At 37.3% G+C, this 22,633-nt stretch carries 29 protein-coding genes; 17 read left to right on the forward strand and 12 right to left on the reverse strand.

The window, feature by feature from the left end:
• Positions 1-41: 41 nt before the first annotated feature.
• From BLT_RS0117045 to BLT_RS0117055, 3 genes are read right to left on the reverse strand one after another with little or no spacing between them, the layout of a single operon-like run.
• Positions 42-800 (reverse strand): SDR family NAD(P)-dependent oxidoreductase, encoded by a 759-nt coding sequence (locus BLT_RS0117045; protein WP_017728956.1) that lies wholly within the window; start codon positions 798-800, stop codon positions 42-44.
• 19 nt (positions 801-819) lie between these two features.
• Entirely contained in the window at positions 820-1,899 is a 1,080-nt protein-coding gene (gene mutY, locus BLT_RS0117050; RefSeq protein ID WP_017728957.1) for an A/G-specific adenine glycosylase, read from the reverse strand.
• Complete coding sequence (locus tag BLT_RS0117055; RefSeq protein WP_017728958.1) at positions 1,896-2,222, reverse strand: MFS transporter; 327 nt, start codon at positions 2,220-2,222, stop codon at positions 1,896-1,898. The genes mutY and BLT_RS0117055 overlap by 4 nt, the downstream gene beginning before the upstream one ends.
• A 222-nt stretch (positions 2,223-2,444) precedes the next feature.
• Between BLT_RS0117055 and BLT_RS0117060 the strand changes: the two genes are divergently transcribed.
• A complete protein-coding gene (locus BLT_RS0117060) occupies positions 2,445-3,428 on the forward strand; it encodes a metal-dependent hydrolase (RefSeq protein WP_017728959.1) in 984 nt (327 codons plus the stop codon).
• A 120-nt stretch (positions 3,429-3,548) separates the two neighbouring features.
• Here BLT_RS0117060 and BLT_RS0117065 read toward each other — a convergent pair whose 3' ends face one another.
• Positions 3,549-3,815: a YfhJ family protein gene (locus BLT_RS0117065; protein WP_017728960.1), complete on the reverse strand. Its 267-nt coding sequence runs from the start codon at positions 3,813-3,815 to the stop codon at positions 3,549-3,551.
• Positions 3,816-3,910: 95 nt separating this feature from the next.
• On the opposite strand from BLT_RS0117065, the gene sspK reads away from it, so the two are divergent.
• Both sspK and BLT_RS23350 read left to right on the forward strand, forming a co-directional pair.
• Positions 3,911-4,060: a small, acid-soluble spore protein K gene (sspK, locus tag BLT_RS0117070; RefSeq protein ID WP_017728961.1), complete on the forward strand. Its 150-nt coding sequence runs from the start codon at positions 3,911-3,913 to the stop codon at positions 4,058-4,060.
• 54 nt (positions 4,061-4,114) lie between these two features.
• Positions 4,115-4,264, forward strand: coding sequence for a YpzG family protein (locus tag BLT_RS23350; protein ID WP_017728962.1), 150 nt, complete (start codon positions 4,115-4,117; stop codon positions 4,262-4,264).
• Between the two features lie 45 nt (positions 4,265-4,309).
• Here BLT_RS23350 and BLT_RS0117080 read toward each other — a convergent pair whose 3' ends face one another.
• Together BLT_RS0117080 and recX are read right to left on the reverse strand one after the other, a co-directional pair.
• Positions 4,310-4,639 (reverse strand): YfhH family protein, encoded by a 330-nt coding sequence (locus BLT_RS0117080; protein ID WP_017728963.1) that lies wholly within the window; start codon positions 4,637-4,639, stop codon positions 4,310-4,312.
• A 16-nt stretch (positions 4,640-4,655) separates the two neighbouring features.
• Positions 4,656-5,474: a recombination regulator RecX gene (gene recX / locus BLT_RS0117085; RefSeq protein ID WP_017728964.1), complete on the reverse strand. Its 819-nt coding sequence runs from the start codon at positions 5,472-5,474 to the stop codon at positions 4,656-4,658.
• 204 nt (positions 5,475-5,678) lie between these two features.
• Between recX and BLT_RS0117090 the strand changes: the two genes are divergently transcribed.
• The 7 genes from BLT_RS0117090 to BLT_RS0117125 all read left to right on the forward strand — a co-directional run bounded on the left by BLT_RS0117090 (position 5,679) and on the right by BLT_RS0117125 (position 10,655).
• Complete coding sequence (locus BLT_RS0117090) at positions 5,679-6,587, forward strand: TIGR01777 family oxidoreductase (protein ID WP_017728965.1); 909 nt, start codon at positions 5,679-5,681, stop codon at positions 6,585-6,587.
• A gap of 314 nt (positions 6,588-6,901) precedes the next feature.
• Positions 6,902-7,456: a GNAT family N-acetyltransferase gene (locus BLT_RS0117095; protein WP_026105179.1), complete on the forward strand. Its 555-nt coding sequence runs from the start codon at positions 6,902-6,904 to the stop codon at positions 7,454-7,456.
• Positions 7,457-7,527: 71 nt separating this feature from the next.
• Positions 7,528-7,647 carry a YfhE family protein gene (locus BLT_RS23355; protein WP_081599689.1) on the forward strand — a complete coding sequence of 40 codons (120 nt, stop codon included), beginning with the start codon at positions 7,528-7,530 and terminating at the stop codon, positions 7,645-7,647.
• 95 nt (positions 7,648-7,742) lie between these two features.
• Entirely contained in the window at positions 7,743-7,889 is a 147-nt protein-coding gene (locus BLT_RS23360) for a YfhD family protein (protein WP_017728967.1), read from the forward strand.
• Between the two features lie 423 nt (positions 7,890-8,312).
• Positions 8,313-8,834, forward strand: coding sequence for a diaminobutyrate acetyltransferase (ectA, locus tag BLT_RS0117115; RefSeq protein WP_051045266.1), 522 nt, complete (start codon positions 8,313-8,315; stop codon positions 8,832-8,834).
• Between the two features lie 114 nt (positions 8,835-8,948).
• Positions 8,949-10,238: a diaminobutyrate--2-oxoglutarate transaminase gene (ectB, locus tag BLT_RS0117120; RefSeq protein ID WP_017728970.1), complete on the forward strand. Its 1,290-nt coding sequence runs from the start codon at positions 8,949-8,951 to the stop codon at positions 10,236-10,238.
• Between the two features lie 27 nt (positions 10,239-10,265).
• Entirely contained in the window at positions 10,266-10,655 is a 390-nt protein-coding gene (locus BLT_RS0117125; RefSeq protein ID WP_017728971.1) for an ectoine synthase, read from the forward strand.
• Positions 10,656-10,816: 161 nt separating this feature from the next.
• Here BLT_RS0117125 and BLT_RS0117130 read toward each other — a convergent pair whose 3' ends face one another.
• From BLT_RS0117130 to istA (BLT_RS0117140), 3 genes are all read right to left on the reverse strand, one after another.
• Positions 10,817-11,113, reverse strand: a complete 297-nt coding sequence (locus BLT_RS0117130; RefSeq protein WP_017728972.1) for a hypothetical protein — start codon at positions 11,111-11,113, stop codon at positions 10,817-10,819.
• Positions 11,114-11,368: 255 nt separating this feature from the next.
• Positions 11,369-12,136, reverse strand: coding sequence for an IS21-like element helper ATPase IstB (gene istB, locus BLT_RS0117135; RefSeq protein ID WP_017728973.1), 768 nt, complete (start codon positions 12,134-12,136; stop codon positions 11,369-11,371).
• 1 nt (position 12,137) lies between these two features.
• On the reverse strand, positions 12,138-13,712 hold the full coding sequence (gene istA / locus BLT_RS0117140; RefSeq protein ID WP_152414397.1) for an IS21 family transposase: 1,575 nt from the start codon (positions 13,710-13,712) through the stop codon (positions 12,138-12,140).
• A 188-nt stretch (positions 13,713-13,900) separates the two neighbouring features.
• Between istA (BLT_RS0117140) and BLT_RS24750 the strand changes: the two genes are divergently transcribed.
• Complete coding sequence (locus BLT_RS24750; RefSeq protein ID WP_268871136.1) at positions 13,901-14,032, forward strand: hypothetical protein; 132 nt, start codon at positions 13,901-13,903, stop codon at positions 14,030-14,032.
• Positions 14,033-14,290: 258 nt separating this feature from the next.
• On the opposite strand, the gene BLT_RS0117150 is transcribed toward BLT_RS24750, so the two are convergent.
• From BLT_RS0117150 to BLT_RS0117160, 3 genes are read right to left on the reverse strand one after another with little or no spacing between them, the layout of a single operon-like run.
• Positions 14,291-15,082, reverse strand: a complete 792-nt coding sequence (locus tag BLT_RS0117150) for a toll/interleukin-1 receptor domain-containing protein (protein ID WP_017728976.1) — start codon at positions 15,080-15,082, stop codon at positions 14,291-14,293.
• On the reverse strand, positions 15,054-15,749 hold the full coding sequence (locus BLT_RS0117155) for a hypothetical protein (protein WP_017728977.1): 696 nt from the start codon (positions 15,747-15,749) through the stop codon (positions 15,054-15,056). The genes BLT_RS0117150 and BLT_RS0117155 overlap by 29 nt, the downstream gene beginning before the upstream one ends.
• 1 nt (position 15,750) lies before the next feature.
• Positions 15,751-16,956, reverse strand: a complete 1,206-nt coding sequence (locus BLT_RS0117160; protein ID WP_017728978.1) for a hypothetical protein — start codon at positions 16,954-16,956, stop codon at positions 15,751-15,753.
• A gap of 673 nt (positions 16,957-17,629) precedes the next feature.
• Between BLT_RS0117160 and istA (BLT_RS0117165) the strand changes: the two genes are divergently transcribed.
• From istA (BLT_RS0117165) to BLT_RS24755, 6 genes are all read left to right on the forward strand, one after another.
• Positions 17,630-18,856 (forward strand): IS21 family transposase, encoded by a 1,227-nt coding sequence (gene istA, locus BLT_RS0117165; RefSeq protein ID WP_017726155.1) that lies wholly within the window; start codon positions 17,630-17,632, stop codon positions 18,854-18,856.
• Entirely contained in the window at positions 18,856-19,617 is a 762-nt protein-coding gene (gene istB / locus BLT_RS0117170; protein ID WP_017726154.1) for an IS21-like element helper ATPase IstB, read from the forward strand. The genes istA (BLT_RS0117165) and istB (BLT_RS0117170) overlap by 1 nt, the downstream gene beginning before the upstream one ends.
• Positions 19,618-19,753: 136 nt before the next feature.
• Positions 19,754-20,194, forward strand: coding sequence for a helix-turn-helix domain-containing protein (locus BLT_RS22250; RefSeq protein ID WP_017728979.1), 441 nt, complete (start codon positions 19,754-19,756; stop codon positions 20,192-20,194).
• Between the two features lie 61 nt (positions 20,195-20,255).
• A complete protein-coding gene (locus BLT_RS0117185; RefSeq protein ID WP_017728980.1) occupies positions 20,256-20,465 on the forward strand; it encodes a hypothetical protein in 210 nt (69 codons plus the stop codon).
• Positions 20,466-21,526: 1,061 nt separating this feature from the next.
• The gene (locus BLT_RS24550) at positions 21,527-22,171 is read left to right on the forward strand and encodes a recombinase family protein (RefSeq protein WP_268871137.1); all 645 of its coding nucleotides are present in this window, start codon (positions 21,527-21,529) and stop codon (positions 22,169-22,171) included.
• On the forward strand, positions 22,155-22,619 hold the full coding sequence (locus tag BLT_RS24755) for a recombinase zinc beta ribbon domain-containing protein (protein ID WP_268871138.1): 465 nt from the start codon (positions 22,155-22,157) through the stop codon (positions 22,617-22,619). The genes BLT_RS24550 and BLT_RS24755 overlap by 17 nt, the downstream gene beginning before the upstream one ends.
• Positions 22,620-22,633: the final 14 nt, after the last annotated feature.

Below are 22,633 nucleotides of genomic sequence, written 5' to 3' on the forward strand. Positions count from 1 at the left end.
TCCGCTAAGGTTGTGCATTGTTCGTCCCAGCCTCTCCTTTTTTAAAAGTTTGCTCTTGATTGACCGCCATCGACATTGATGGTGGCCCCAACAACCCAGCTCGCTTTCTGAGATGCCAGAAAAACGACGACATTTGCAATTTCCTCAACGGTTCCAAACCGACCTGCGGGGATTTCCTCTTCAACAAAACGGTTGATTTTGTCTGGATTTTCCTTTAGCCGGCGTTGCCAATTCCCCGTTGGATGTAAAATCGAGCCTGGTGCAACACCATTGACACGAATTCCATCTTTAATCCCTTCATCAGCTAGTGCCTTCGTAAAGCTAATCATCGCTGCCTTTGAGCTATTGTAGGTCGGCTTTCCTCCTGATTCTCGTCCAAAAATTGATGATATATTTATTATGGCCCCAGACTGCTTCTCTTTCATGATTGGAAGGACAAGCTTACTAAAATGAACAGCAGAAAAATAGTTTAATGCAAAAGCGTCTTCAAAGGTACGCATGTCTGTATCGGCAATCTTGCCTCCATTGCTTCCACCTGCATTATTAATGAGGACATCAACCGTTCCAAAATGGTTGAGAACTATTTTGAAGGCTTGCTGGCGCTCCTTTTCAACTGTGACGTCAGCTTGAACCGTGAATACATCCCCAAGCTCATTTTTCGCTTTTTCTAAGCCTTCTCCCCCGCGGGCAAGTATGGCAACCTGCGCTCCCTCTTCAGTAAAAGCTTTCGCAATACCTAAGCCGATTCCTTTCGAACCGCCAGTAATTAGCACGACTTTTCCGTTTAATTGCAAATCCATTTGTTCTCAACCCTTTCCATTAAACATTTGCAGCAATTATTTTTTGATGAGAGACTGGAAACGGATAGTCCTCAATTTCTTGGCGACTGACCCATTTCACACCGTCTTCCTCCTGAACCATCCCATCAACAATCATTCCTTCGTACACATGTATATTCCAAATTAAATGGGAGAAAATATGTTCAACTGTTTGAACATGCGCACCAATTTTTACCGTAAGATTAAACGTCTTTCTAAAATAGTGAATGAGCTCTTCTTTTTCCTTTTCAAGGCTTGTCGTCTCTTCGTTTGGAAATTGCCATAGCTTGGCGAGTAGCCCTGTATCTGGACGTCGCTGAATGAGTACTTTCCCTTCCTCATTACGGAGGATAAGTGCAGCAATTTGTTTATGCTTGGGCTTTTGTTTTTTCGCTTTTACTGGCAAGCTTGACTGCATACCGGCTTCATATGCCCGGCAGTGCTCACGAACTGGACAAAGCAGGCAACCAGGTGAAGTGGGGGTACAGACAAGAGCGCCTAGCTCCATTAAGCCTTGATTAAAAAAAGAAGGGTTCTCTTTTGAGATTAATTCGTACAAGATCCCTTCGAAGATCTTTCTTGTTTTTGCTTTTGCAATATCGTCCTCAATCAATAAGATGCGGGACAATACACGCATAACATTCCCGTCGACTGCCGGCTCTGGTTTTCCATAAGCAATACTTAAAATCGCTCCCGCTGTATAGGGTCCGACCCCCTTTAATTTCGAGATTTCTTCTTTCGTGGCTGGGACTTGTCCACCGTAATGCTCCTTCACTTCTCTTACAGCTGTTTGCAAATTCCGAACCCTTGAATAGTAACCAAGCCCTTCCCACGCTTTTAAAACCTTTTCTTCCTCTGCCTCAGCCAATGCATCAATCGTTGGAAAATGACGCATAAATGCTTGAAAATAAGGAATCACTGTATCCACTCTTGTTTGTTGAAGCATAATTTCTGAAACCCAGACACGATAAGGATCTTTATTCTCTCGCCAAGGTAAGTCTCGCTTGTGAGCTTCGAACCAAGAAATAAGATCCTCTTGAAATTTCTCGATGTCAAAATCTCTGAGTTGTTCGTGTGTCACGATTTTTCCCCCTGTCCTTTCCTTTTTTCAAATGCCCAGCAATGGATCTGTTTTGCGCCCCCTTTTATCATCGGTGTAATGCTCCCGAATACTCGGTGCTCTTCTGACTGCCGAAGCTTTTTGATCGCATGATAATGGGAAGCTGTAGGCACTTCAAACATTTCAACATAGAGATGAGGTTGATCAGCCGCAACAAACCATTGAATGTTTGATGCTCCAAACTCCTGTAAAGTCGCTAAAATACGTTCCATCTCTCGTTCATACTCGTCTATTTTTTGTTCTTCTATTTTATATTCCATAAAAATTTGTAGAGGTTGTGGCATTCTCTAACATCCCCTTTTTGTTCTTATCGAAAACGGGTATAAATAAATTATCAAACATGTTAAGATAACTAGAAAAACTTGTACTGTGAGCATAGAAATCTTCGCTCACAATGCTTCATCGAAATAAATCACGATTGTAACGACCTCAAAAACAATAATTGCCATTTAAACTTGCTTGGCTTAGCCAATAATAATGAAAACACCGAAGGAGGCAACAAATCAATGGATACAGGTACCCATGTCGTTATGGGGATTGCGCTTGGTGGGCTGGCTACCCTTGATCCAGTTGTTGCAAATGACCCTGTTATGAAGCAAGCAGTCATGATTGCAGCGATTGTCGGCTCACAAGCACCAGATTTCGATACGGTTTTGAAACTCCGTAATAATGCTGTTTATATTCGAAATCACCGTGGTATTACACATTCGATTCCGGCTCTATTCTTATGGCCCTTACTTATCAGTGGATCGCTTCTTCTTTTTTTTCCTGAAGCGTCTTTTGCCACCTTGTTACTTTGGTCTTTTATTGCCGTATTTTTGCATGTGTTTGTTGATATTTTCAATGCTTATGGGACGCAGGCACTTCGGCCAATAACCAAACGTTGGGTTGCACTTGGCGTGATCAATATTTTTGATCCGTTCATTTTCTTTACACATCTTGGAGCCATTTTCTTATGGCAGCTTGGTCTCGGACCTGCTGAAGCCTTCATAAGCCTATACGTATTGCTTGTCTTCTACTATATATGGCGCATCAAATCAAAAAGAAATGTTGTAAAGCTCGCCCGTCGTCAATTTCCAATTGCTTCTCATATTTTTGTTTCACCCACTTTAAAATGGACGCACTGGCATGTTGTCATCCGAACACCTGATATGCTTTATGTCGCAAAAGCAAGCGACAGTCAGCTACAGTTATACGAGCAGTATCCATTTGAACCGATTCCAGAAACGAAAATTTTAAAGGCAGCGAAAAAAGATGAGAACTTGTCCGCTTTTTTATCTTTCTCACCGACTTATCGCTGGGTTATTAAAGAGACAGATGACATGATCGAAGTTCGCTTTTATGACCTCCGCTACCGCTCAAAAGGTCACTATCCTTTTATTGCGATCGTACAGCTCGATCACAACCTGTCGATCCTGAGCTCTTACACCGGCTGGGTTTATAGTGAGGAAACCTTGCAAAAAAAGCTAGATGTTGTCACTCATACGTAACAGTAGGCACCCCCTTTTTACGGAGCTGCTTTAAGCTAGAAATTGCTTAAACGACATATCCTTTACGTTCCTTAGAAATAACGAAGGCTTTCGCTAAAACGTGGCGAAAGCCAGGTTTTTCTAATGCTTTAGATGCTCATGCTTGTTAAAATGCTTAAACTTTTCTTTCTCTGAGGAATACTTATGCAAATACGGACCATATTGTTTAATCCACTTCCTGACAATTTGTTCAGTCATCTCTAGCCCCTGATATGTGCGACCTGCTTTGGCACGTGTTGCTTCAAAATCCTCCCATAGTCCTTCCACCCATGTGCGTGCCTGTCCATAGGTTAAGTTCTTGTTAAGCAATAACAGCTCATTTGCCAACCGCTCAAATCGTTCTTCCATTAAGGACTACCTCCTTTGACAACAATTATCTAACATAACATCACTTCTTCACTCCATACTAAAAGAGAACCGATTTAGAAAGGAGGGTTTCACCAATGAGAAATAAAGAAAAAGGCTTTCCAAATCGGATTTCATTATCAGGAGAACCGCGCGCTAAAGAAATGTACGCATCAAAACGTGCCGATGGTTCAACGAACACACATCCAACAGAGCGAATGTTTCAATCAAATGAATCACGAAAGTAATGAACTTGAGTGTGTCGTTCGTGTCGAAACAACGATCATTTTGGAGGTGCCACTATGGGTAAGGAGAGAAAAAATTTCCCGTATCAGGATCCATTCCAATCACCAAGAGCAAATCCAAAGCATGCATTCCAGCAAGTAAATGGTGAAACCCAACAAAGCCTGCATAATCATGTATTAGCCGTTGAAACACGTAAGCGTTCTTAAGTTTCTTACCGAATCAACAGAAGGGAAGTGACTTCTTCTGTTGATTCAGTTTATTTTTTTTCCTAATAACGAGATCGGAACAGCTTCTAATGACGTTTGATTGTTTCGGTACCCCCAAGCAAATCGTCCATTCATATATGATATTTGAAAGGTTTCATCTCCATCAAGAATTGAATAGGTGGCACCTGGTTGAAAATCCTCAGGGTTTAACAAATAGGCTTGTGCCATTAGCATTCGTCGCTCGTAGACAGCAAACTCATTCGTTCTTCCTAGCTGCTCTGCTTTCTTTGCTTTTTCATTTAAACGACCAATTTCTGTACGTAGCTCAAACTCACTCATCTCGCTAAATCGCTTCTCTTCCATACGTTCTTTCATTCCTCTCTCTTTTTATTTATTCATTCTCTTTTTCTAAACGACTCAAATATTGTTCGATTAAATGCAGGGGAAAGCCTTTACGATAGAGCGTTTGTTTTACACGTTGAAGAAGCTCCCACCCTTTTAATTTGCCTTGATATTTTCGCCATGCTTTTTCACCTTGAAGGCATAATGCCTCCCATTCTTCATTTTCATCGATCTCTAAGTTGACTTGCTCCATAGCCGATTCAATGACGGAATATGAAAACCCTTTTTGAAGCAGCCGATTTCCAAGCTTTCGCTTAAACACAGCTGCTGAATCTTTAGTTGACCGTTGACTCTGCTTTTCAATCCACTTCTTTAAAAATTCTTTTTGCTCCTCATGGGAATATGCGCTCAAGGCTTCTTCAATAAACGTCTCGCCTACCCCTTTCGCCTTTAGTTCTTGCTTTAGAAGCTGGGGTCCCTTTGACGTCGTTTTTTGCTTTGTATGAACATATGCTTTGGCAAAGGCACGATCATTGACTAAATTTTGCATTTTAAGCCTTTCAATCACCTCATCGATGATCGGCTGCTCGCGCCCTTTTTCCAGCAAATAATTTTTTATTTCTTTTTCTGACCGCATTCGAAAGGACAAATAATTCAGGCATAGGTGAAAAGCCTTCATTATTTCATCATCATAAATGATGCGATCAAGTTCATTCTTTTCAATTTCAAGCCCCTTTTTTAGCCCTCGCTTGACTAAAACATTTTGGTCCACGCTAAAGCCATATTCTTCTCCATTCCCTCGGTCAACATACACATTAAACCGTTCATTATTTCGTTTTTGTATAACAATTCGTGTAATTTTAACCATGGTTCAGGGTCCCCTTTAATAAATCTCCTCTTCATCATAGCACGTAAGGACATGTTCAAAAAAGAAGGGGGATTATTGAATAGCCTTTTTCCGTTTTTCAATGACTTAAGTTAGCTTATTATGGGTATAGGGACACAAGCTTTTAAAGGGAAAGCTTTTTTCTTTCTTATCTACGAAGGATCTCATCATTACGGAGGTATGACTATGAAAATTGCGATTTCAGGCGGCTCAGGATTTATAGGTACAAAATTATCCGATGTTCTTATCGACGAAGGACATGAGGTCTTTATTTTAACAAGAAGCTTAGCAGGAAAAGAAAACAAAGAACGGCTCACCTTTGTTAAATGGCTTACAGATGGTGCTCAACCTGCGCTTGAGCTAGAGGGAATTGATGCAATTGTGAACCTTGCGGGTGAATCGATTGGGGATGGGCGCTGGACGAAAGAGCGGAAGAAGCAAATTTTGCAAAGTCGAATTGATGCAACAAACGCTGTCATTGACCTGATTTCAACATTAAAGAAAAAACCAGAAGTAATCGTTAACGCTTCAGCTATTGGTTATTACGGAAATTCTGAGACAGAAACATTTACTGAACAATCAAATCCAGTCAATCAAGGCTTTTTAGCAACCGTGGTTAAGCGTTGGGAGGAAACTGCGTCAAGGGCAGCCGAATACGGTGTTCGAACCGTTTATACACGAATTGGAATTGTTCTTCACAAAGAGGAGGGGGCACTCCCGCGAATGCTTCTTCCATATAAAATACTTGTGGGAGGGACCATTGGTTCAGGCAAACAATGGCTTTCTTGGATTCATATTGACGATGTGATTGGGATGATGCTCTTTGCTCTGAAAGAACCTTCAATCGAAGGTCCCTTCAATCTAACAGCGCCAAATCCGGTTCAAATGAAGCCCTTCGGTAAAGCCCTTGCAGATGTCACGAACCGTCCTCATTGGGCTCCCGCTCCAGCAATAGCATTAAAAATTATGTTAGGAGAAATGAGTACCCTTGTCTTGGATGGACAAAGGGTATTACCTGAAATCGCAAAAAAGATGGCGTATCCTTATAAATTTCAAGAGCTAAAGCCAGCCCTTGAAAACCTGCTTAAAAAGTAACGAGCCTTAACAAAAATTTCATAAAAATTTTTTTGAAAAACCATTTCTTTTTTGGAAGAAAAAAAGTATTATATAAAAGGATTAACGAGCATCTACGTGCAATATTAAATAATAATGAATTTTTTTACTGTATTCAGCTAAAAATTAAGGATTATCAGGTAATTTAAAATTATATAAGCTTTGGGAAGGCAATTGGTGCGCCACCAGCTTGACTGGTTCTAGTGGGTTCGATTCCCACCCCGAATTTGATATGCACGTTTATTAAATTCGAGGGTGGAACGACACATCTGCCCTCATAAGGAGGGCTTTTTATGATCTTGAAAAAGCGCGATGTCGCCGATTCCCATGCTCTATATGAGCTTATGATTGATCCGTCTGTTTTTCCATTTGTTCGTCAGAAGGCCTATTCTTATGAGGAATTTGTTTTCCTGACAAAACAGACAATTGAGGCTGAAGAACGGGGCGAACTTATTTCTCGCACCATTTTAGATGAATGGAACAACCCAATTGGAACCATTAATCTTTTTGATATTAATGAAAATAGTGGGTTTTTAGGTACTTGGATTGGAAAGCCCTACTTTGGAAAAGGCTATAACAAGCTTGCAAAAGATGCCTTCTTCGAGGAATTGTTTTTCTATTGCGATATTCAAACGGTATTTATGCGAATTCGAAAAGAAAACATCCGCTCCATTAAGGCTGCAAGTAAACTTCCATACACCACCCTTGCTAACGAGCTGCGCTCTGACATTTACGAGAAGATTAATCAGCATGGTGAAGTGTACGACCTTTTTCAAATTGAAAAAGACCAATATCACCTTTACCTCATGCGCAGTGAACAACAAGAAATCGTTGAAGCAAAAGAAGCTTAATGTTATTGACATATTTTTCTTATCCATTGCCCACACTATGGTTATTACCGTATGAAAGTGAGGGTGCATAATTGGAAAGGAAAAAACATCGAGCGCAAGAAGAAAAAAAGTGGTTAAAAAAGGCACAGGAAGTACGCTATGCTTCCGACTTTAAAAGAGCGGATCGAGCTGCTCGCAACGCCAAAATCTAACATGCATGGCCCTTCTGCAAAAGGTTAAAGTAAGCATGGAAGACAATGATTTTACGTCTTCTTTTGATTTACCGAACCTAAGGAGGCATCTATTCATGGCCAAAAAAAGAAAAAACCAGCAACAGCAAGCGATGCAGGATGTTCAATACCAAGCGGAAATAGCAGACGCAGATGATTTAGAAGCACAAGCTCGTTCAAAGGCTGCTGATCAACGGGTTAAAAAGCGCCAAAAAAAGAAATAAAGCATATAAATGAGAGTCAGGTTCACAATCCACGAACCTGACTCTCATTTTTTTTAAAAAAGTTCTCTCTCTTTTTTATTGTTCTCCATCCTTTTCTTGAGAAGCCGCAAACCTTTGTCACGGCAAGGGTTTTTACTGTTTTTACCAGGTTTCTTTTATTGGTGGATTTTTTCAATTTGTTTGAAAACTTAACAATACAGTAGCATTCCATAAGAGCAACGTCCTTACCGAGTGTTATCCGTTCTTACGCCTTCTAAGCCCCATTTATCATCAATAACCTCGTTTGCGTAAACAACATAAAGCCCTATATCATGAAATAGTACTTATCAATCACAGCAGATTAGCCAAACAAAATGATTTTTGCCGTTTGATAAATTTTATTTTGGTTATTAATTAAAAAAGTATCCAGAAGGAGGAATTACCATTAATAGTCAAATCGCAACTGCCCCTCCAAGAACACTTGACACAGTTACCTTTGAAAAACCATCTGTTGAAGACGGTGCAGCAATGTGGGAATTGGTAAACAATTCAACTCTTGATACGAACTCCCCTTATAAATACATCATGATGTGTGAGTTCTTTGCTGAAACATGTGTTGTCGCAAAGGAAAATAATAAAGTTGTTGGCTTTGTCACCGCGTTTATCCCTCCAGAACGCCAAGATGCCGTCTTCGTATGGCAAATTGGTGTTGATTCTTCACAAAGGGGAAAAGGATTAGCTTCACGGCTTTTAGAGGAGTTAATTAATCGCGAAGGCTGCTCTAATGTTCGCTATGTTGAAGCAACTGTCACCCCTTCAAACAAAGCTTCACAATCCTTATTCCGAAAGCTTGCGCGCACTCATCATACAAAGTGTAAAGTAACCGAGTGCTTCTCGAAAGATTTGTTCCCTGGTGACGAACATGAGGAAGAATTGAATTTTCGAATCGGACCATTAAAAAAATAAAAATGAATGTCTTAACTTTAAAGTTTGAAGGATAGAAAATAGGGTATTGTACAATCGTCGAAATACCCATACCTAGTATGTGTATGTAATTTTAAAGGAGGAGTAAACGACAAGATGAATAACTCACTAACGGATATGAAAATATTTGAACAGTTAGAATCAGAGGTTCGTAGTTACTGCAGAAGTTTTCCAACGGTCTTTACAAAAGCCAAAGGCTACAAAATGTGGGACGAAAAGGGTAAAGAGTATATTGATTTTTTCTCAGGTGCTGGCGCTCTAAATTACGGACATAATGACGAGATGATGAAGAAAAAGCTAATTGAATATATCATGGATGACGGAATTGCCCATTCTCTTGATCTGGCAACTGTACCTAAGGCGGAATTTCTCAAAAAATTCAAAGAGGTGATTCTTAAACCTCGAGGCCTTGATTATAAAGTGATGTTCCCAGGTCCTACTGGAACAAATACTGTTGAAAGTGCATTAAAGCTAGCTCGAAAAGTAACCGGACGTACGGATATCATCAGCTTTACAAATGGCTTTCACGGAATGACGATTGGTTCATTATCCGTTACTGGAAATGCATTTAAGCGCAAAGGCGCAGGTATCCCGCTTACAAACGTTGTAACGATGCCATATGACAATTTCATTAATGAAGATCTTCATTCATTAGATTACCTTGAACGTTTTCTTGAGGATGGAGGAAGTGGTGTCGATATTCCTGCAGCGATGATTCTTGAAACGGTTCAAGGAGAAGGCGGAATTAATGCCGCTCGCATGGAGTGGTTACAGCGTATCGAAAAAATTTGTAAGCGTTGGGGCATTCTTCTTATCATCGACGATGTGCAAGCAGGCATCGGACGGACTGGAACCTTTTTCAGCTTCGAAAAAGCTGGCATTAAACCTGATATTGTTTGTTTATCAAAATCAATCGGTGGGTATGGGTTACCACTTGCGATTACATTGTTCCGTCCTGAGCTTGATATTTGGGCGCCAGGTGAACACAACGGAACTTTCCGTGGTAATAACCACGCATTCGTTACAGCCACTGCTGCTCTTTCCTACTGGGAAGATGATCGCCTAGAAAAATCCGTCCAAGAGAAGTCTGATAGAATTTACAAATTCTTGGAGAACATTGTAAAAACGTACCCTGAAATTAAAGGTGAAGTACGAGGCAGAGGTTTTATGGTTGGAATCATGTCTGAGGTTGAAGGCTTCGCATCAAAGGTGGCAGCAGAAGCATTTAAGCGTGGCTTAATCATGGAGACATCTGGCCCAGATGATGAAGTATTTAAACTATTCCCTCCCCTAATTATTGATAATGAGGGGCTTGAAAAAGGCCTTGAAATCCTAGAGGAAAGTGTAAAAAGTATTTTAAAAGCAAAAGAACCAGTTGCACAATAATTCGTCATTCACAAGGAGGCAAACAACATGAAAGTCGTTGCATTAAATGATATTATCGGTACAGACCAAGAAGTGAAGGCAGACAACTGGACGAGTCGCCGTCTACTTCTAAAAAAAGATGGCATGGGCTACTCTGTCCATGACACGATTATCAAAGCAGGTACAGAAACACACATTTGGTACCAAAACCACCTAGAAGCGGTATACTGTATCGAAGGTGAAGGTGAAGTAGAAACATTAAAGGACGGGAAGGTCTGGCCAATCAAGAAAAATGAAATTTATGCTTTAGATGAACATGACGAACACCTACTTCGTGCAAAAACAGATATGCGCATGGTATGCGTGTTTAACCCACCCATCACCGGAACTGAAACTCACGATGAAAACGGAGTATACCCAGTTGTAGAAGATGAATAATTACGACAAAGCCACGGTTCTCAGAAATCGTGGCTTTGTCGTATGGCTTTTTTTCTTCTGTCAAAAAGAGGGCAATACCTTATTTTCCTCGTGGGAAGAGCCCAGCAGCTCATAATGGTTTCTGGTTAATCTTTGCTTCAAAGCTTTATAAAGTTAATAGATTAGTGAATGAGAACTTGTTTAAATTGAAGGTCCTCTTTTCGTAAGCCTAGCTTGCCTAAAAATTCAAAAACATCATCAAATGTAGGGACAGAATAACTTGATTGACACATATAAGAGGCCTTCTCTATATTCGCAATAAACTGTTCACGATCTTTCATCTCTTTTTCAAATGTCCAGATCAGCTTAATCATTTCTTCATCCTTTTCAAATGAAACGACACCGTTGCTTTCATTAAAATAAACAATTAATGGCACATGTGTGTAGGGATGCAAGAAATGCGCTTTGTAAAGCTTCATTCGACCACTCCTTCCTACATCCTTTTTTACATACTATACGAAATGAAGAAGAAGAAGCAAGGCGAATGACTTAGTAGAATCATTGATTTTTCTTAGCAGATGATTATTTCTCCACCAACTCAAGATTAAGCGGGATCATGAAACGTGGTATAATTCTTTATGGAGTTTCAAACAAAGGAGGGATTGTCTTGTCACATTTTCAACCGATGAAAAACCCTGTGTAACCGTCAAGTAGTTCTGAACACATTTTGCTCATTAATTTTGAACACTTTTCGCTTGAAATAAAGACTCTCGATACTTAATTCTATGACTGGCTCCATCAAAGTGAACAACTTCAGAGCGATGGAGAAGGCGATCTAAAATCGCCGTTGTTATTCCTTTGTCTCCTATTAATTCACCCCATTCCTCTGGTCCTTTATTTGATGTAAGAATAATAGAACTTCGTTCATAAAGATGATTAATTAGATGGAAAAAGAGATTAGCTTCATTTTGATCCATGGCCATATACATAAGATCATCAATTATTATCAGATCAGCTTCTCTAATTCTCTTCATTTTTAGTTGAGATTTACGGAGGTACTCCTCACTTTTTAATAGAGGGATTAATTCTCCCATGGACACAAATGACACACGGTGTCCTTTATGAATAGCTTCTAACCCAATCCCAATAGCTATATGCGTTTTGCCAACACCTGGTGGCCCTAAAAATATTAGATTAAAAGATTCATCAAGCCAAGAGAGCTCTTGGAGCTGTCTTAATTGTCTCTTACTAAGTGATGGCAATTCCTTAAGATCAAACTCATCAAGACTTTTTTGATAAGGGAACTTTGCCCACTTCAAGTGTTTTTCGATCATCTTTTCTTCTCGACGATTTTCCTCATAAGAAAGTATTTCCCGAAGAAACTCTTGATAGGTCCATGAGTGTGACTCTGCTTTCCGCAAAAAAGAAGGCAGCTCCTTAGATGTTTCGGACATTCTTAAATGATGCAGTTGTCTTTGTAAACTCTCTACTGAGTATTCCAACTTACACACCTCCTAAAATCTTAAGATAACCATCTAGTTCTCTAACCAATGCTTTTTCTTTGTAGTAAGTGGAGGACATTTCTACAATTGGAATATCAGTTGAGGGTATAATACTCTCTTGATCTTGAATCCTCGCTAAATGTCTAACAACATCATGAAAATCATTAGCACTCCATAAGGTCTGTTTAATACAAATTTCTAAGGCAGATTCAGTAAATGGTTCAAAGTTCTTTACTGCTCTGCTTAAAATCTGTAACTGATCTCGCAAGTATCTCGGATATCGCTTTTCAACTTCTTCAAGAAATAGTTGAATCTTTTTCTGATCATCAAAAGAAGCTTTTATCGTTTCCATATATGCTTGTATACCTTTTGACTTATCTCTTGAATGATCCGAGTTCTTTATCAGCTGCCCTTTTCTTCTTGAAAGAGGATGGGTAGCTAATAGTTTACCTCCAGGATTCTTTTCGATAATCAGTTCTTCCTTATCAATTCGAATATAAACGGTATTATCTCCCTGTGGTTTATAAGTTCCAAGTGGTAGCGAGTAACGATTCGATTGAAATTTGATAATATTGTCCTTATGGACAGTTCTTGTTATACTTGTTCCATGGTTACTCTCGAAAGAGAGTAGGGAGGAGACTTCTCGTAAGTGTGGCTTTTCCAGGGCAAACACTTCGATAGGTCTCTGTTTTATTGTGTTATGTACTTGATAGTTTCCTTTTCTATCAAGCCAAGCTAAACATTGCTCATTCCAAGTCTCTAGCTGATGATACACTCGATTTTTCGCAAAGTTTCTTTTAATGAATTTCACCACATTTTCAATCTTACCTTTAGTTTCTGGATCTGCTGCTTTACACAAATAAACCGAAAACCCTCTTTGCTGTTTATAAGCTTGAAACTCTTCTGTATATATAATGTCGCCTCCATTTTCACTTACTGTCATAAGCTTATCTTGGTCATATACAATTTCGTCTGTTCTGCCTCCGTAATATTCAAATGCATTCTCATGAGAACGTAACACATCACGAGTAGTAAAAGGCCGATCTTGCCACTCCGCATATTTATAACGTGAGTGAGAAAGTACAAAGGCAATTACATATATTTTTATCCATTTCCCTTCAAATGTCCTAATCTTTAATTCTCCAAAATCTACTTGCATTTGTTTTCCTTTTGGTAATTCTTCTATTGCTTCATAACTTCTAAATGTGACGGTTTTAGGTATATGATACTTCTCCCGAAGTTCCCTAACATATGTACGAACCGTACTATCACCTATGTCAGTGAACGAACAACGTTCCTCTAACCAATCAGAGATTTGTGAGGCAGATAAATCTGGATGATCTTTTAGCCAGCCTAAAATTTGATCCTCGAAAGGATCAAGTTTTCTTTTTCTTGTCTTTAAGTCATCCACCCACCTATAAGCTTCCTCAAAATCTTTTTCTAGATATTCATAAACAGTTGTTCTGGATAAATTGCATTTTCTTGCAATAGCTGCAACTTTAAATCCCTGTTGTTTCAATTGATGAACTTCTACAATCACTTCTAATTTCAACACCTTCCCGATCCTCCAGTACATCAGTCATATTCATACTTCTTGATTTTAACTGATTGGAGGTTAATTAGCAGAAAGTGTTCATTTTTATCAAGCAAAAACTGTTCAATTTAGTCTAGCAGTTACAACGTGGGCTTGCAGCTGTATTAAGCGCATTATGGTCTGGTCTCGGGCAAATTTATAATGGTCAAATTGGAAAAGGCATTTTCTTTATGATTATTCAATTTATTAACGGACTTCTCATGTTTGTTCTTATTGGTTTTATCACATACCCGCTCATGTGGATTTGGGGCATGGTCGACGCCTATCGACAAGCAGAAGCGATTAATCGAAGGAATCAGTGAAAAAGTGATTAAAAAAAGCGGGTGACCCACTAGTAATGCTTTGGGCACCTGCTTTTGATTTTTTTCACTCATTTCATCGTCAATTGTACCACGCACTCCACCTGTGTTGAATACATTTCACAGACACATTCAAAGGCGACTATACTACTAAAAAAATAAACGGTAATACCATTTATTAATGATATTACCATCATTCATACCCAAATTAACCTAGACTAGCTAAAAAGCAGAATAGTCTTTAATATCAATGCACTATCCTTAATTTTTCCATACTTTTTTTCCTGTTTCTAAAGGGAGAGCCCTAATAATCTCTCTAAATGCTTCAAGTTGTGAACTTGGTTCTTTATATACATATTTTCTTAACAGGCCAGGAATTTCTCCGGTTTTTCCATCTGGATCTTTTAAAGCCAATGTAATAATAGCAAACTTGTCGCCTTTTTCTTTTTGTTCATCTATCGCGTAATCTACTTCGTCTTCAAGATGATCTTCATCCTTAAATGACGGAGTTACAAAAAAAATAGCTGCACATGACTCTTTAAATCCTTGGTATATTCCTCTATTCAACTTTGTTCCAGCGGCCATTGCGTCTTCATCTAACCATGGATCAAACCCTAATTCTTTTAGAAGTAGAAAATACTCTCTAACTAGTGGTTTATCTGCACCTTTATGACTCAAGAAAATTTTCTTTGGAGAATTAACTTCAATTTCTTTCTTTGTTGCAGAGAAACTTACTATAAATTTCGAGTCATCCAATGCTGGTTCATAGTTAGGCTTAAGCTTAATATAGCTCTTCATCCATTTACATTCTGAAAACACATTAAAGTTTCTCTTAATTTTCTCAAGATCAAATATAAAAGTATCATCTTCCACGTTAATCCAATCAAATTCCTTAGTTAAACTAATAACTTTTAATAAATATTCTTTCTCCGGTATATGTTTGAAGTCTAATATGAAATCTATAGAAATTCCATCATATTCATGCCAAGGTTGGTGACCTATTTCTTCAAGTTTATACCCATCACTAGCAGTTGCTATTGTTATTTTCCTCATTTCCTTCTCCTTTATGAAAATATAAAAATTTTCTATTTGTTTTATAAATATATGATGAAAAGCTTTTAATTAAGTTCTGATACATCTTGAAATCAATATAATCACTGAACTGAATTACATTAGGATACCTAAGTGTGAGGACAGCATTTAATTTAAGAGGTTGGAATTTAAGGTATCTAATGTGAATATCACTAAAGTTAATGATGTTCCTATATTCAAAAGTTTTATTTATAAAACTTCCAGTAAAGGTTTCTGCTTCAAACTCAGAAATGTCCTCACCTTCAATATTTATTTCTAGGAGGTTATTACTAAAATTACTATTAAAGATTGAGTCAACAAAATATTTGTTGGTTACACATATCTTAGACATATACTTGCTTAGTTTCGACTCAATTTTTTTTAGTAAATTTGTATATTCAAATACGTCTTCAACAAACATCCACATTAAATTATTTGTGATGTAAACCTGTATATGACCTTTGTTTTTATCAACCCTAAAAGAATACATACTATTATGTATTTTTTTATCTAATATATTCACATTAAAATAAATTCCTTCACTTATCTCAATTTCGTTTATAACTCGCCTAAAAATTTCCCAAAACTTTTCCTGATCCTTAAATGTATATAGCATAGCCTCATAAAAAACACTATCATTTGTCTTCATTTTAAGAAAGTCCTAACAGTTTTTTTATGTTATCCTCATTTCTTAATTGTGACTGACCATAGTTAGATATAAATACGCTAGTAAGCTCACTATATGCATTCTTAATTACCTGTCGGATATTGTAATCACTATTTTTAATAAAAATTCTTAGGGAACTTTTTCTATCATTAATCATTCCTACCGTAACAAGTTGTTTACTAATATGTCCCTCATTATCCACATGATTATACTCTATAATAAATTCTATATCATAAATAATCCTATTACTAAGTATTAAGTCCTTTACGACTTTATTCTTGAGTAAGTCTCCTCCACCATAATTTTGAGAAACTATTTTGGATTTTGCGTCTCTTCGGTTGATAGTATCTTCGTGATCGAGAGTTATATTGACACATTCAAAACCACTAAAAGAAGAACTTGGTGCGTCTAATTCTAATAAAATATCTAGTAGTTTAATAGTATTTGGATGAACAGAGTTCTCTTCTGTAGCTGCTGTATAGTCATCATTAAAAGTAAGACTTAGATTTTTGCTCATCTTTGGAGGTGTTATAAAGAGCTTTTCAATATCTAATAGGTCTTGCAAGAATACTTTAATGATTGTTTTTATTGCATTATAAATTACAGTATTTGTAGTTTGAACATATACAATACTCTTATCAAAGTGCACCACAACTTTAGCTCTTTTTTCATCGTTATATTTTATACTAAACATACTTTCTTGATCAAAAATAAACTTATCTGTATGTTTTGTTACTAAAAATGTAGCACTCTGATCATTAAATTCTAGAAACTCAATCGCTTTATCATCATTAACCTCATTCCAGTCATTCAAAAATGACTCTAGACCTTCTTCGGTAATATTTGGGGTATCAGCTTCAAAAGAAAAAAAGAAGCCATCTGTACTATCAATATCAGGATTAAAAGCCTGACTTCTTAACTCATTAAATAGACTTTCATTAAACATTCCTTTTTTAAAGCCGTATATGAGGTATTGTATTAACTCCATTTTTTTCTTTACAGTGTCACGATCAATAGAAATATTAAAACTTCCTATAATATTTAAAATCTCAACTTGATTTAATGTATTTAATGAATGGATGATAGTGGTGATTTGTTCATCCGTAGGATTAAAAACACTACTACTATTACATTCTCTAACATCTTCTTCTGAATTTACATTTGCTATATTATTGACATTTCTAGCCATTATTATCCCTCCCACTGTCCAATAGTATAAATATACCATATAATTACCAACCAATCCGACTAAATGTTTAAAATAATTCAGTAATTAGTATCGTTGCTATTAGGTCTGTGAATGATTAACATTTACTTTTTTTATGTGGGGGTATTTATGTTGAAATTTGTGTAATAGCTTATATGTATAGTAGGAGACCACACCACCACTATAAACTATAAACTATAAACTATAAACACTCACCTGACCCACTATCGAATGAATTGATTATGTTCTTACCAATAGCTGCAGCCCTCGTCCTCTCTGTAACAAATTTTTACAAATTTTGCTTGTACGTCATCCTTACCCTATCTCATTAGAACCTTTAAAATGTGTGTCCCTTTTCCTTCTAGTCATTTTTTCTGATTACCCTCTTTTGTTCTGTTACTATCTACTAAGAATTATACTTAGATACCTTCATTATTCTATATAAAATACCTACGTTCGCTCCCCCTCAACGCCTAAAACATCTATTCTTTTGACGTACATTATCCCTATTAGTTAGCAAAATTTTCATCAGAATTAGAAAGATTTATTCTGCTTGTAAGCATCGGTGATAAAATCCCTAATAACAACGGTTTCAAATTCCCCTAAAATAACGGACAATAGTTTCAAAACAAAACACTAACGGAGTGGCGAAACTATGGTCAAGATTGGGGAATTTTTCATGATTAGAGAACTGTATCAGAAAGGATGGACAATCAAGGCGATTTCAGAGGAGACAGGCTTTGATCCAAAAACAATACGAAAATATATAAAGCTCGATACATTGCCTGAAAAGAAACCTGGAGAAGGACGAACAAGTAAATTAGATCCCTATAAGTCATACATCTTTGAAAGAATAAAAGAAGGGACAACCAATTGCGAAGTATTATTTGATGAAATTCAATCATTAGGTTACCAAGGGAAATTAACGATATTAAGAGAGTTTGTAAAACCACATCGTGTTAATCCTAAGAAGCAGGCAACCTTGCGGTTTGAAACACCTCCTGGAAAACAAGCTCAGATGGATTGGGGGTATGTGGGTAAATATTTAGTGGATGGGTTGGAGAAAGAGGTTTATGCCTTTGTCATGGTACTTGGTTATTCTCGTATGAAGTATGTAGAATTTACAACAAGCATGGATTTAGAAACATTAATGAAATGTCATATGAATGCCTTTGCTTATTTTAATGGAGTTCCTGAACAAATTCTTTATGACAATATGAAAACTGCGGTTATCAAGCACTCCCCCATTGAAATTCGGTTTAATCAAAAGTTTGAAGACTTCTTAGCTTATTATGGGATTGTGCCGAAGGCATGTAAACCACATCGCCCTCAAACAAAAGGAAAAGTAGAAAATGTCGTTGGATATTTAAAGAAGAATTTTATGCAGCGTAAGCATGAGCCGACCATTCAAGCACTTAATGAAAACGTAAGGAAATGGCTGGATAAGACAGCGAACTTAAAGCCTAATGCCACAACGAATGAATCGCCACTTAAACGCTTTAATCTCGAAACGAAATATTTAAAAACAAGTAATTTGAAGCCTGTCTTCCCGATAGCTAAGTGGGAAATACGAGAAGTGAGTCGAGATTCCTTTATCTCATACAGAGGTAAACGTTATTCTGTTCCGTACCGGTTTGTAGGGAAATCAGTGAAAATAAAAGAAACACTCGATCATCATATAGAAGTATATGACGAATACGAATGTATCGCTAAACACCCTATTCTCTATGGAAAAACAGAAATGCATATGAATCTAGAACATTATAAAGGGTTGAAAGAGACACAAAAAGGTTTGGCGACCCGTCTCCATCAACCCAATGAGCTTGAAGTAGAACAACGTTCTCTTCAAGTGTATGAACAATTAGAAGGGAGCGAAACATAATGTCTACTCAACTTCTAATCGAACGACTATCACAAATGGGATGGCACCATACAGCTGACCAAATTGATGGTCTTTTAGAAGATGCATCTAAAGATAATGTACCATATTCTGAGTTTCTTAACACTATTCTATTAAATGAAATGGAAAAAAGAGATTCGTTAGCCCTAGAAAAAAGGATCCTTAAAGCGAAGCTTCCCTTCCAAAAGACGATTCATGAATTTGACTTTGAGTTCCAACCAAGCATTAGTGAGAAAAGGGTGAAAGAGGTTTTAACCTGTCGGTTTATTGAGAATGGAGAAAATGTTTTACTTTTAGGGCCACCAGGAGTTGGGAAAACTCATTTATCTGTCGCCTTTTCAATGGAAGCCATTATCAAAGGGTATTCCGCCCTTTTTATTCGAGCAGATGACTTTATCAATGAGTGTAAGAAAGCGGACAAAGCAGGTTTAATAAATCGTGTCATCAAACGTTGGAGCCGCCCAGATCTATTAATTTTAGATGAATTAGGCTATTTCCCTTTTGACGAACTTAGTGCGAATATCTTATTTCAAGTTATCTCAAAAAGATATGATAAAAGAGGAGCAATACTTATTACTTCCAATAAGTCGTTCCTTGACTGGGGAAAAATATTTGGAGATGAAGTGTTAGCAACCGCTATTTTAGACCGCTTACTTCATCACGCAACCACATTTAATGTAAAGGGCGATTCGTATAGGCTTCGTGAGAAGCAAAAAGCTGGAATAGCACCAGTCCAAATTTAACGGTGATAAAAGGGAATTTGGGACCGTTGAAAAGAGGGAATTTCAATCCGTTGTTGATACTGCTTTACGTTCTTTGTTAATTTTTTGTTTTCCTTTCTTATATTGTTAATGAAGTTAAATTAAAAGGATGGTTTAAATGAAAGTACTTACTGTTAAAGATGTATCTGAACTACTCAAACTATCAAAATGCAAAGTCTATGCTCTTGCTAAGAAAGGAGAAATTCCAACGGTTAAAATCGGTGGCTCTATTAGGGTTATTCAAGAAGAATTAGAGAACTTTTTAAAAAGTGGTGAGGTCAAAAATTTTTCTCACACACTTACCCTCGAACAAGCTGCAAGAGTTCTTGAGAAGTTTAGAATTGTTTTCACAGTGGAGGGGGTTAAGGCAAAGATACAACTGCAACAACTAACTGCCATTTCTAAGCCATATGAGGATAGGAGGTATTCAGGTTATCCCTACTTAGTTCTAATCAGTTCTTTAGTAGATTATTTGAGAGCTATACAGATGACGAAATACAGAACGCTTTACCTTACGGTGCTGAAATCTAATCCCCCACCTTTTCGGTGGGTTTTTTAGTGCAACTTTTAAGTTACATGGAACGATTACTAAAGAGATTATTAACTTAGGAGGTTAAACCATGGGAATAACATATACAAATGAGCTACCTAATGGAATAAAGCAAGGTTATGATTACGACACAGAAGAAAAAATGGTTTCAATTCCTGATAATGGGGAGTTTCTAATTACTTCTAGAAAGAAAGTCAATGCTTACAAAGAGCTTATCAAAAATTCTAGGGAACAACCATCTTATACATGTTCTAATATGGACAGTATAAAAAAGAAGTGATAAGAACACTTGAAGAAAAACACTGTGGCTACCTTTTATACCTTCAATGTTTTATGGACTTTGGAGGACTTCTTATTAAAGGCAGTAAATATAAGGATCCTATGAATAAAAATGATATTCAGAAGGCGGTTCTGCCTAGACCTAATACCTTGGAAAGGGAATAGTAATGTAACTAACCTTATCAGGTCTTATACTACTACTCTAAAAAAGTTATATAAGTCAGTCAACGCTAAGGACTTAGGATTTATATACAAGCTACTCCCATATGTCAATAAGGAGACTAACTTCTTATGTGAAAACCCTATTGAAAAAAATCCTTTGTTAATCAGACCTCTAATAAGAAAAATATTGCAAGGATTGTTGGTGTAGACGAAAAGACAGTTTACAGGAAACTTCTCAAACTTAAATTAAGCGATATGTATGTATTTGCTGAGGTAAGCAAAGGGGAAGTAAACAATGCTTACATGATAAATCCCTTTATCTTTTATAGAAAAGGGGGGAAACCTGACAAAACCTTAAAGACTATCTTTCTATTTAACCCCCAAAAATAGGGGTTTTTTATCGACTTATCGGGCATTTCCTGAACCTAAAAAAAGCCCCTTCATCCCTAGAGCCACAGTGCTCCCACAGTTTTCACTTAAGAGATTTCTTGAATATCAGTTAGATACATTATCTTAATAAGTATATACTTCCCTTTATCCCCCTCCGCTTCGCTACGTTGGATAAAGGGAACCAATCAACGAGAGTCGCTATCGCTCCTCTCTTTATTCTTTAACTCTAAACCTTATTAAATATCTATAAAAAGGCACGAGCTTAGCGTGTGACCTGTGCACCTTAACCAACGCAGAGCGGAGGGCAAGTGCACCAATTCATATTGTTTTTTTTATTACGTATCATTTTAATTTCTTATATTCAATTATATTTCCACTTTTCTTCCTTTTGACTATATTCCATTCAGGAGTTTTATTAGGCTGGTTTCCTACACTAGCTAATTATCGTAAAAAATATCGCAACTTATCCCCCGCATAGAACGATTGCTATGGTTGAAAGGGGAGATATTAATGAATATTCAACGAGTCTTCTATACAGACGTTCAAACAGGAACTACAGACAAGCGTGAGGGGTTAAAAAGACTCATCCAAGACGCTGAAAATAAGGAATTTGATGTTATTGTAGCTAAGGAATTAAGTAGGTTAGATCGTAATGTTGAATTACTATATCAACTAAAGCGTGTGGCAGAGACTAAAGGAGTTCGCTTAATCACTTTAGACGGTAAAGTTGATACACAAGACTTTTCAAAACAAGCTATGTTCGGTCTATATGCTTGGATTTATGAAAGTGAAAGTCAACGAATAAGTGACCGTATCAAGTCTGTTTACCACATGAAATACAAAAGCGGAAAATTCATGGGTAGCATTCCTCCCTATGGCTATAAACTTCATAAAGGACAACTATTACTTAGAAATGATTATACAGTAGATATTGTAGGTGAAATCTTTGACAAGTATCTAGAAGGTTGGGGGCATGACAAAATCGCTAGGTATCTCACAAATAGAGATATACCTACACCTTCCAAACTGATTAAGAAAGCTAATGCAGGTCTATATTGGCAAGGTTCTACTGTTAAAAAGATATTAATTAAAGAACCCCCACTACGTAGGAGACCTTGTACAAGGCAGAGAAACTACTATGAACGTGACCAATAAGACACGTAAGGTAAATGACCAAAGTGAATGGATAACCATTTCTGACGCTCATGAGCCTATCATTTCAAGAGAGGTATTTGAACAAGTACAAAAACTACTTGAACAAAAGGCTAAAAGAGGTCGCAGTGGAACTAGGAAGAGTAAGCACCTTTTTACAAATATGGCTTACTGTTCTGAATGTGGTAATGGCATGTGGTATCGTGCCAACCGTAAAGGTTATATTTGTGGAACGTATGCCAAACATGGAAAAAAAGCCTGTTCTAATCACGCAATAAAGGAACAAGAACTAACTGAAATAATCCTTGATGACCTTAAGAAAATGTCTAGTAGTTTAGATCATCCTAACCTAGAAAGTAAGATTGAAAAAAAGGTCAAGGCTACCGCAAAAAAGAACGAGTCTAGACTAGAGTCTATTGAACGACAAGTTCAAAAACAAATAGATCTATAGCGGAACGTCTTAAA

Origin of the sequence: Halalkalibacterium ligniniphilum (genome assembly GCF_000334155.1) — a bacterium.
Lineage (GTDB): Bacteria > Bacillota > Bacilli > Bacillales > Bacillaceae_D > Halalkalibacterium > Halalkalibacterium ligniniphilum.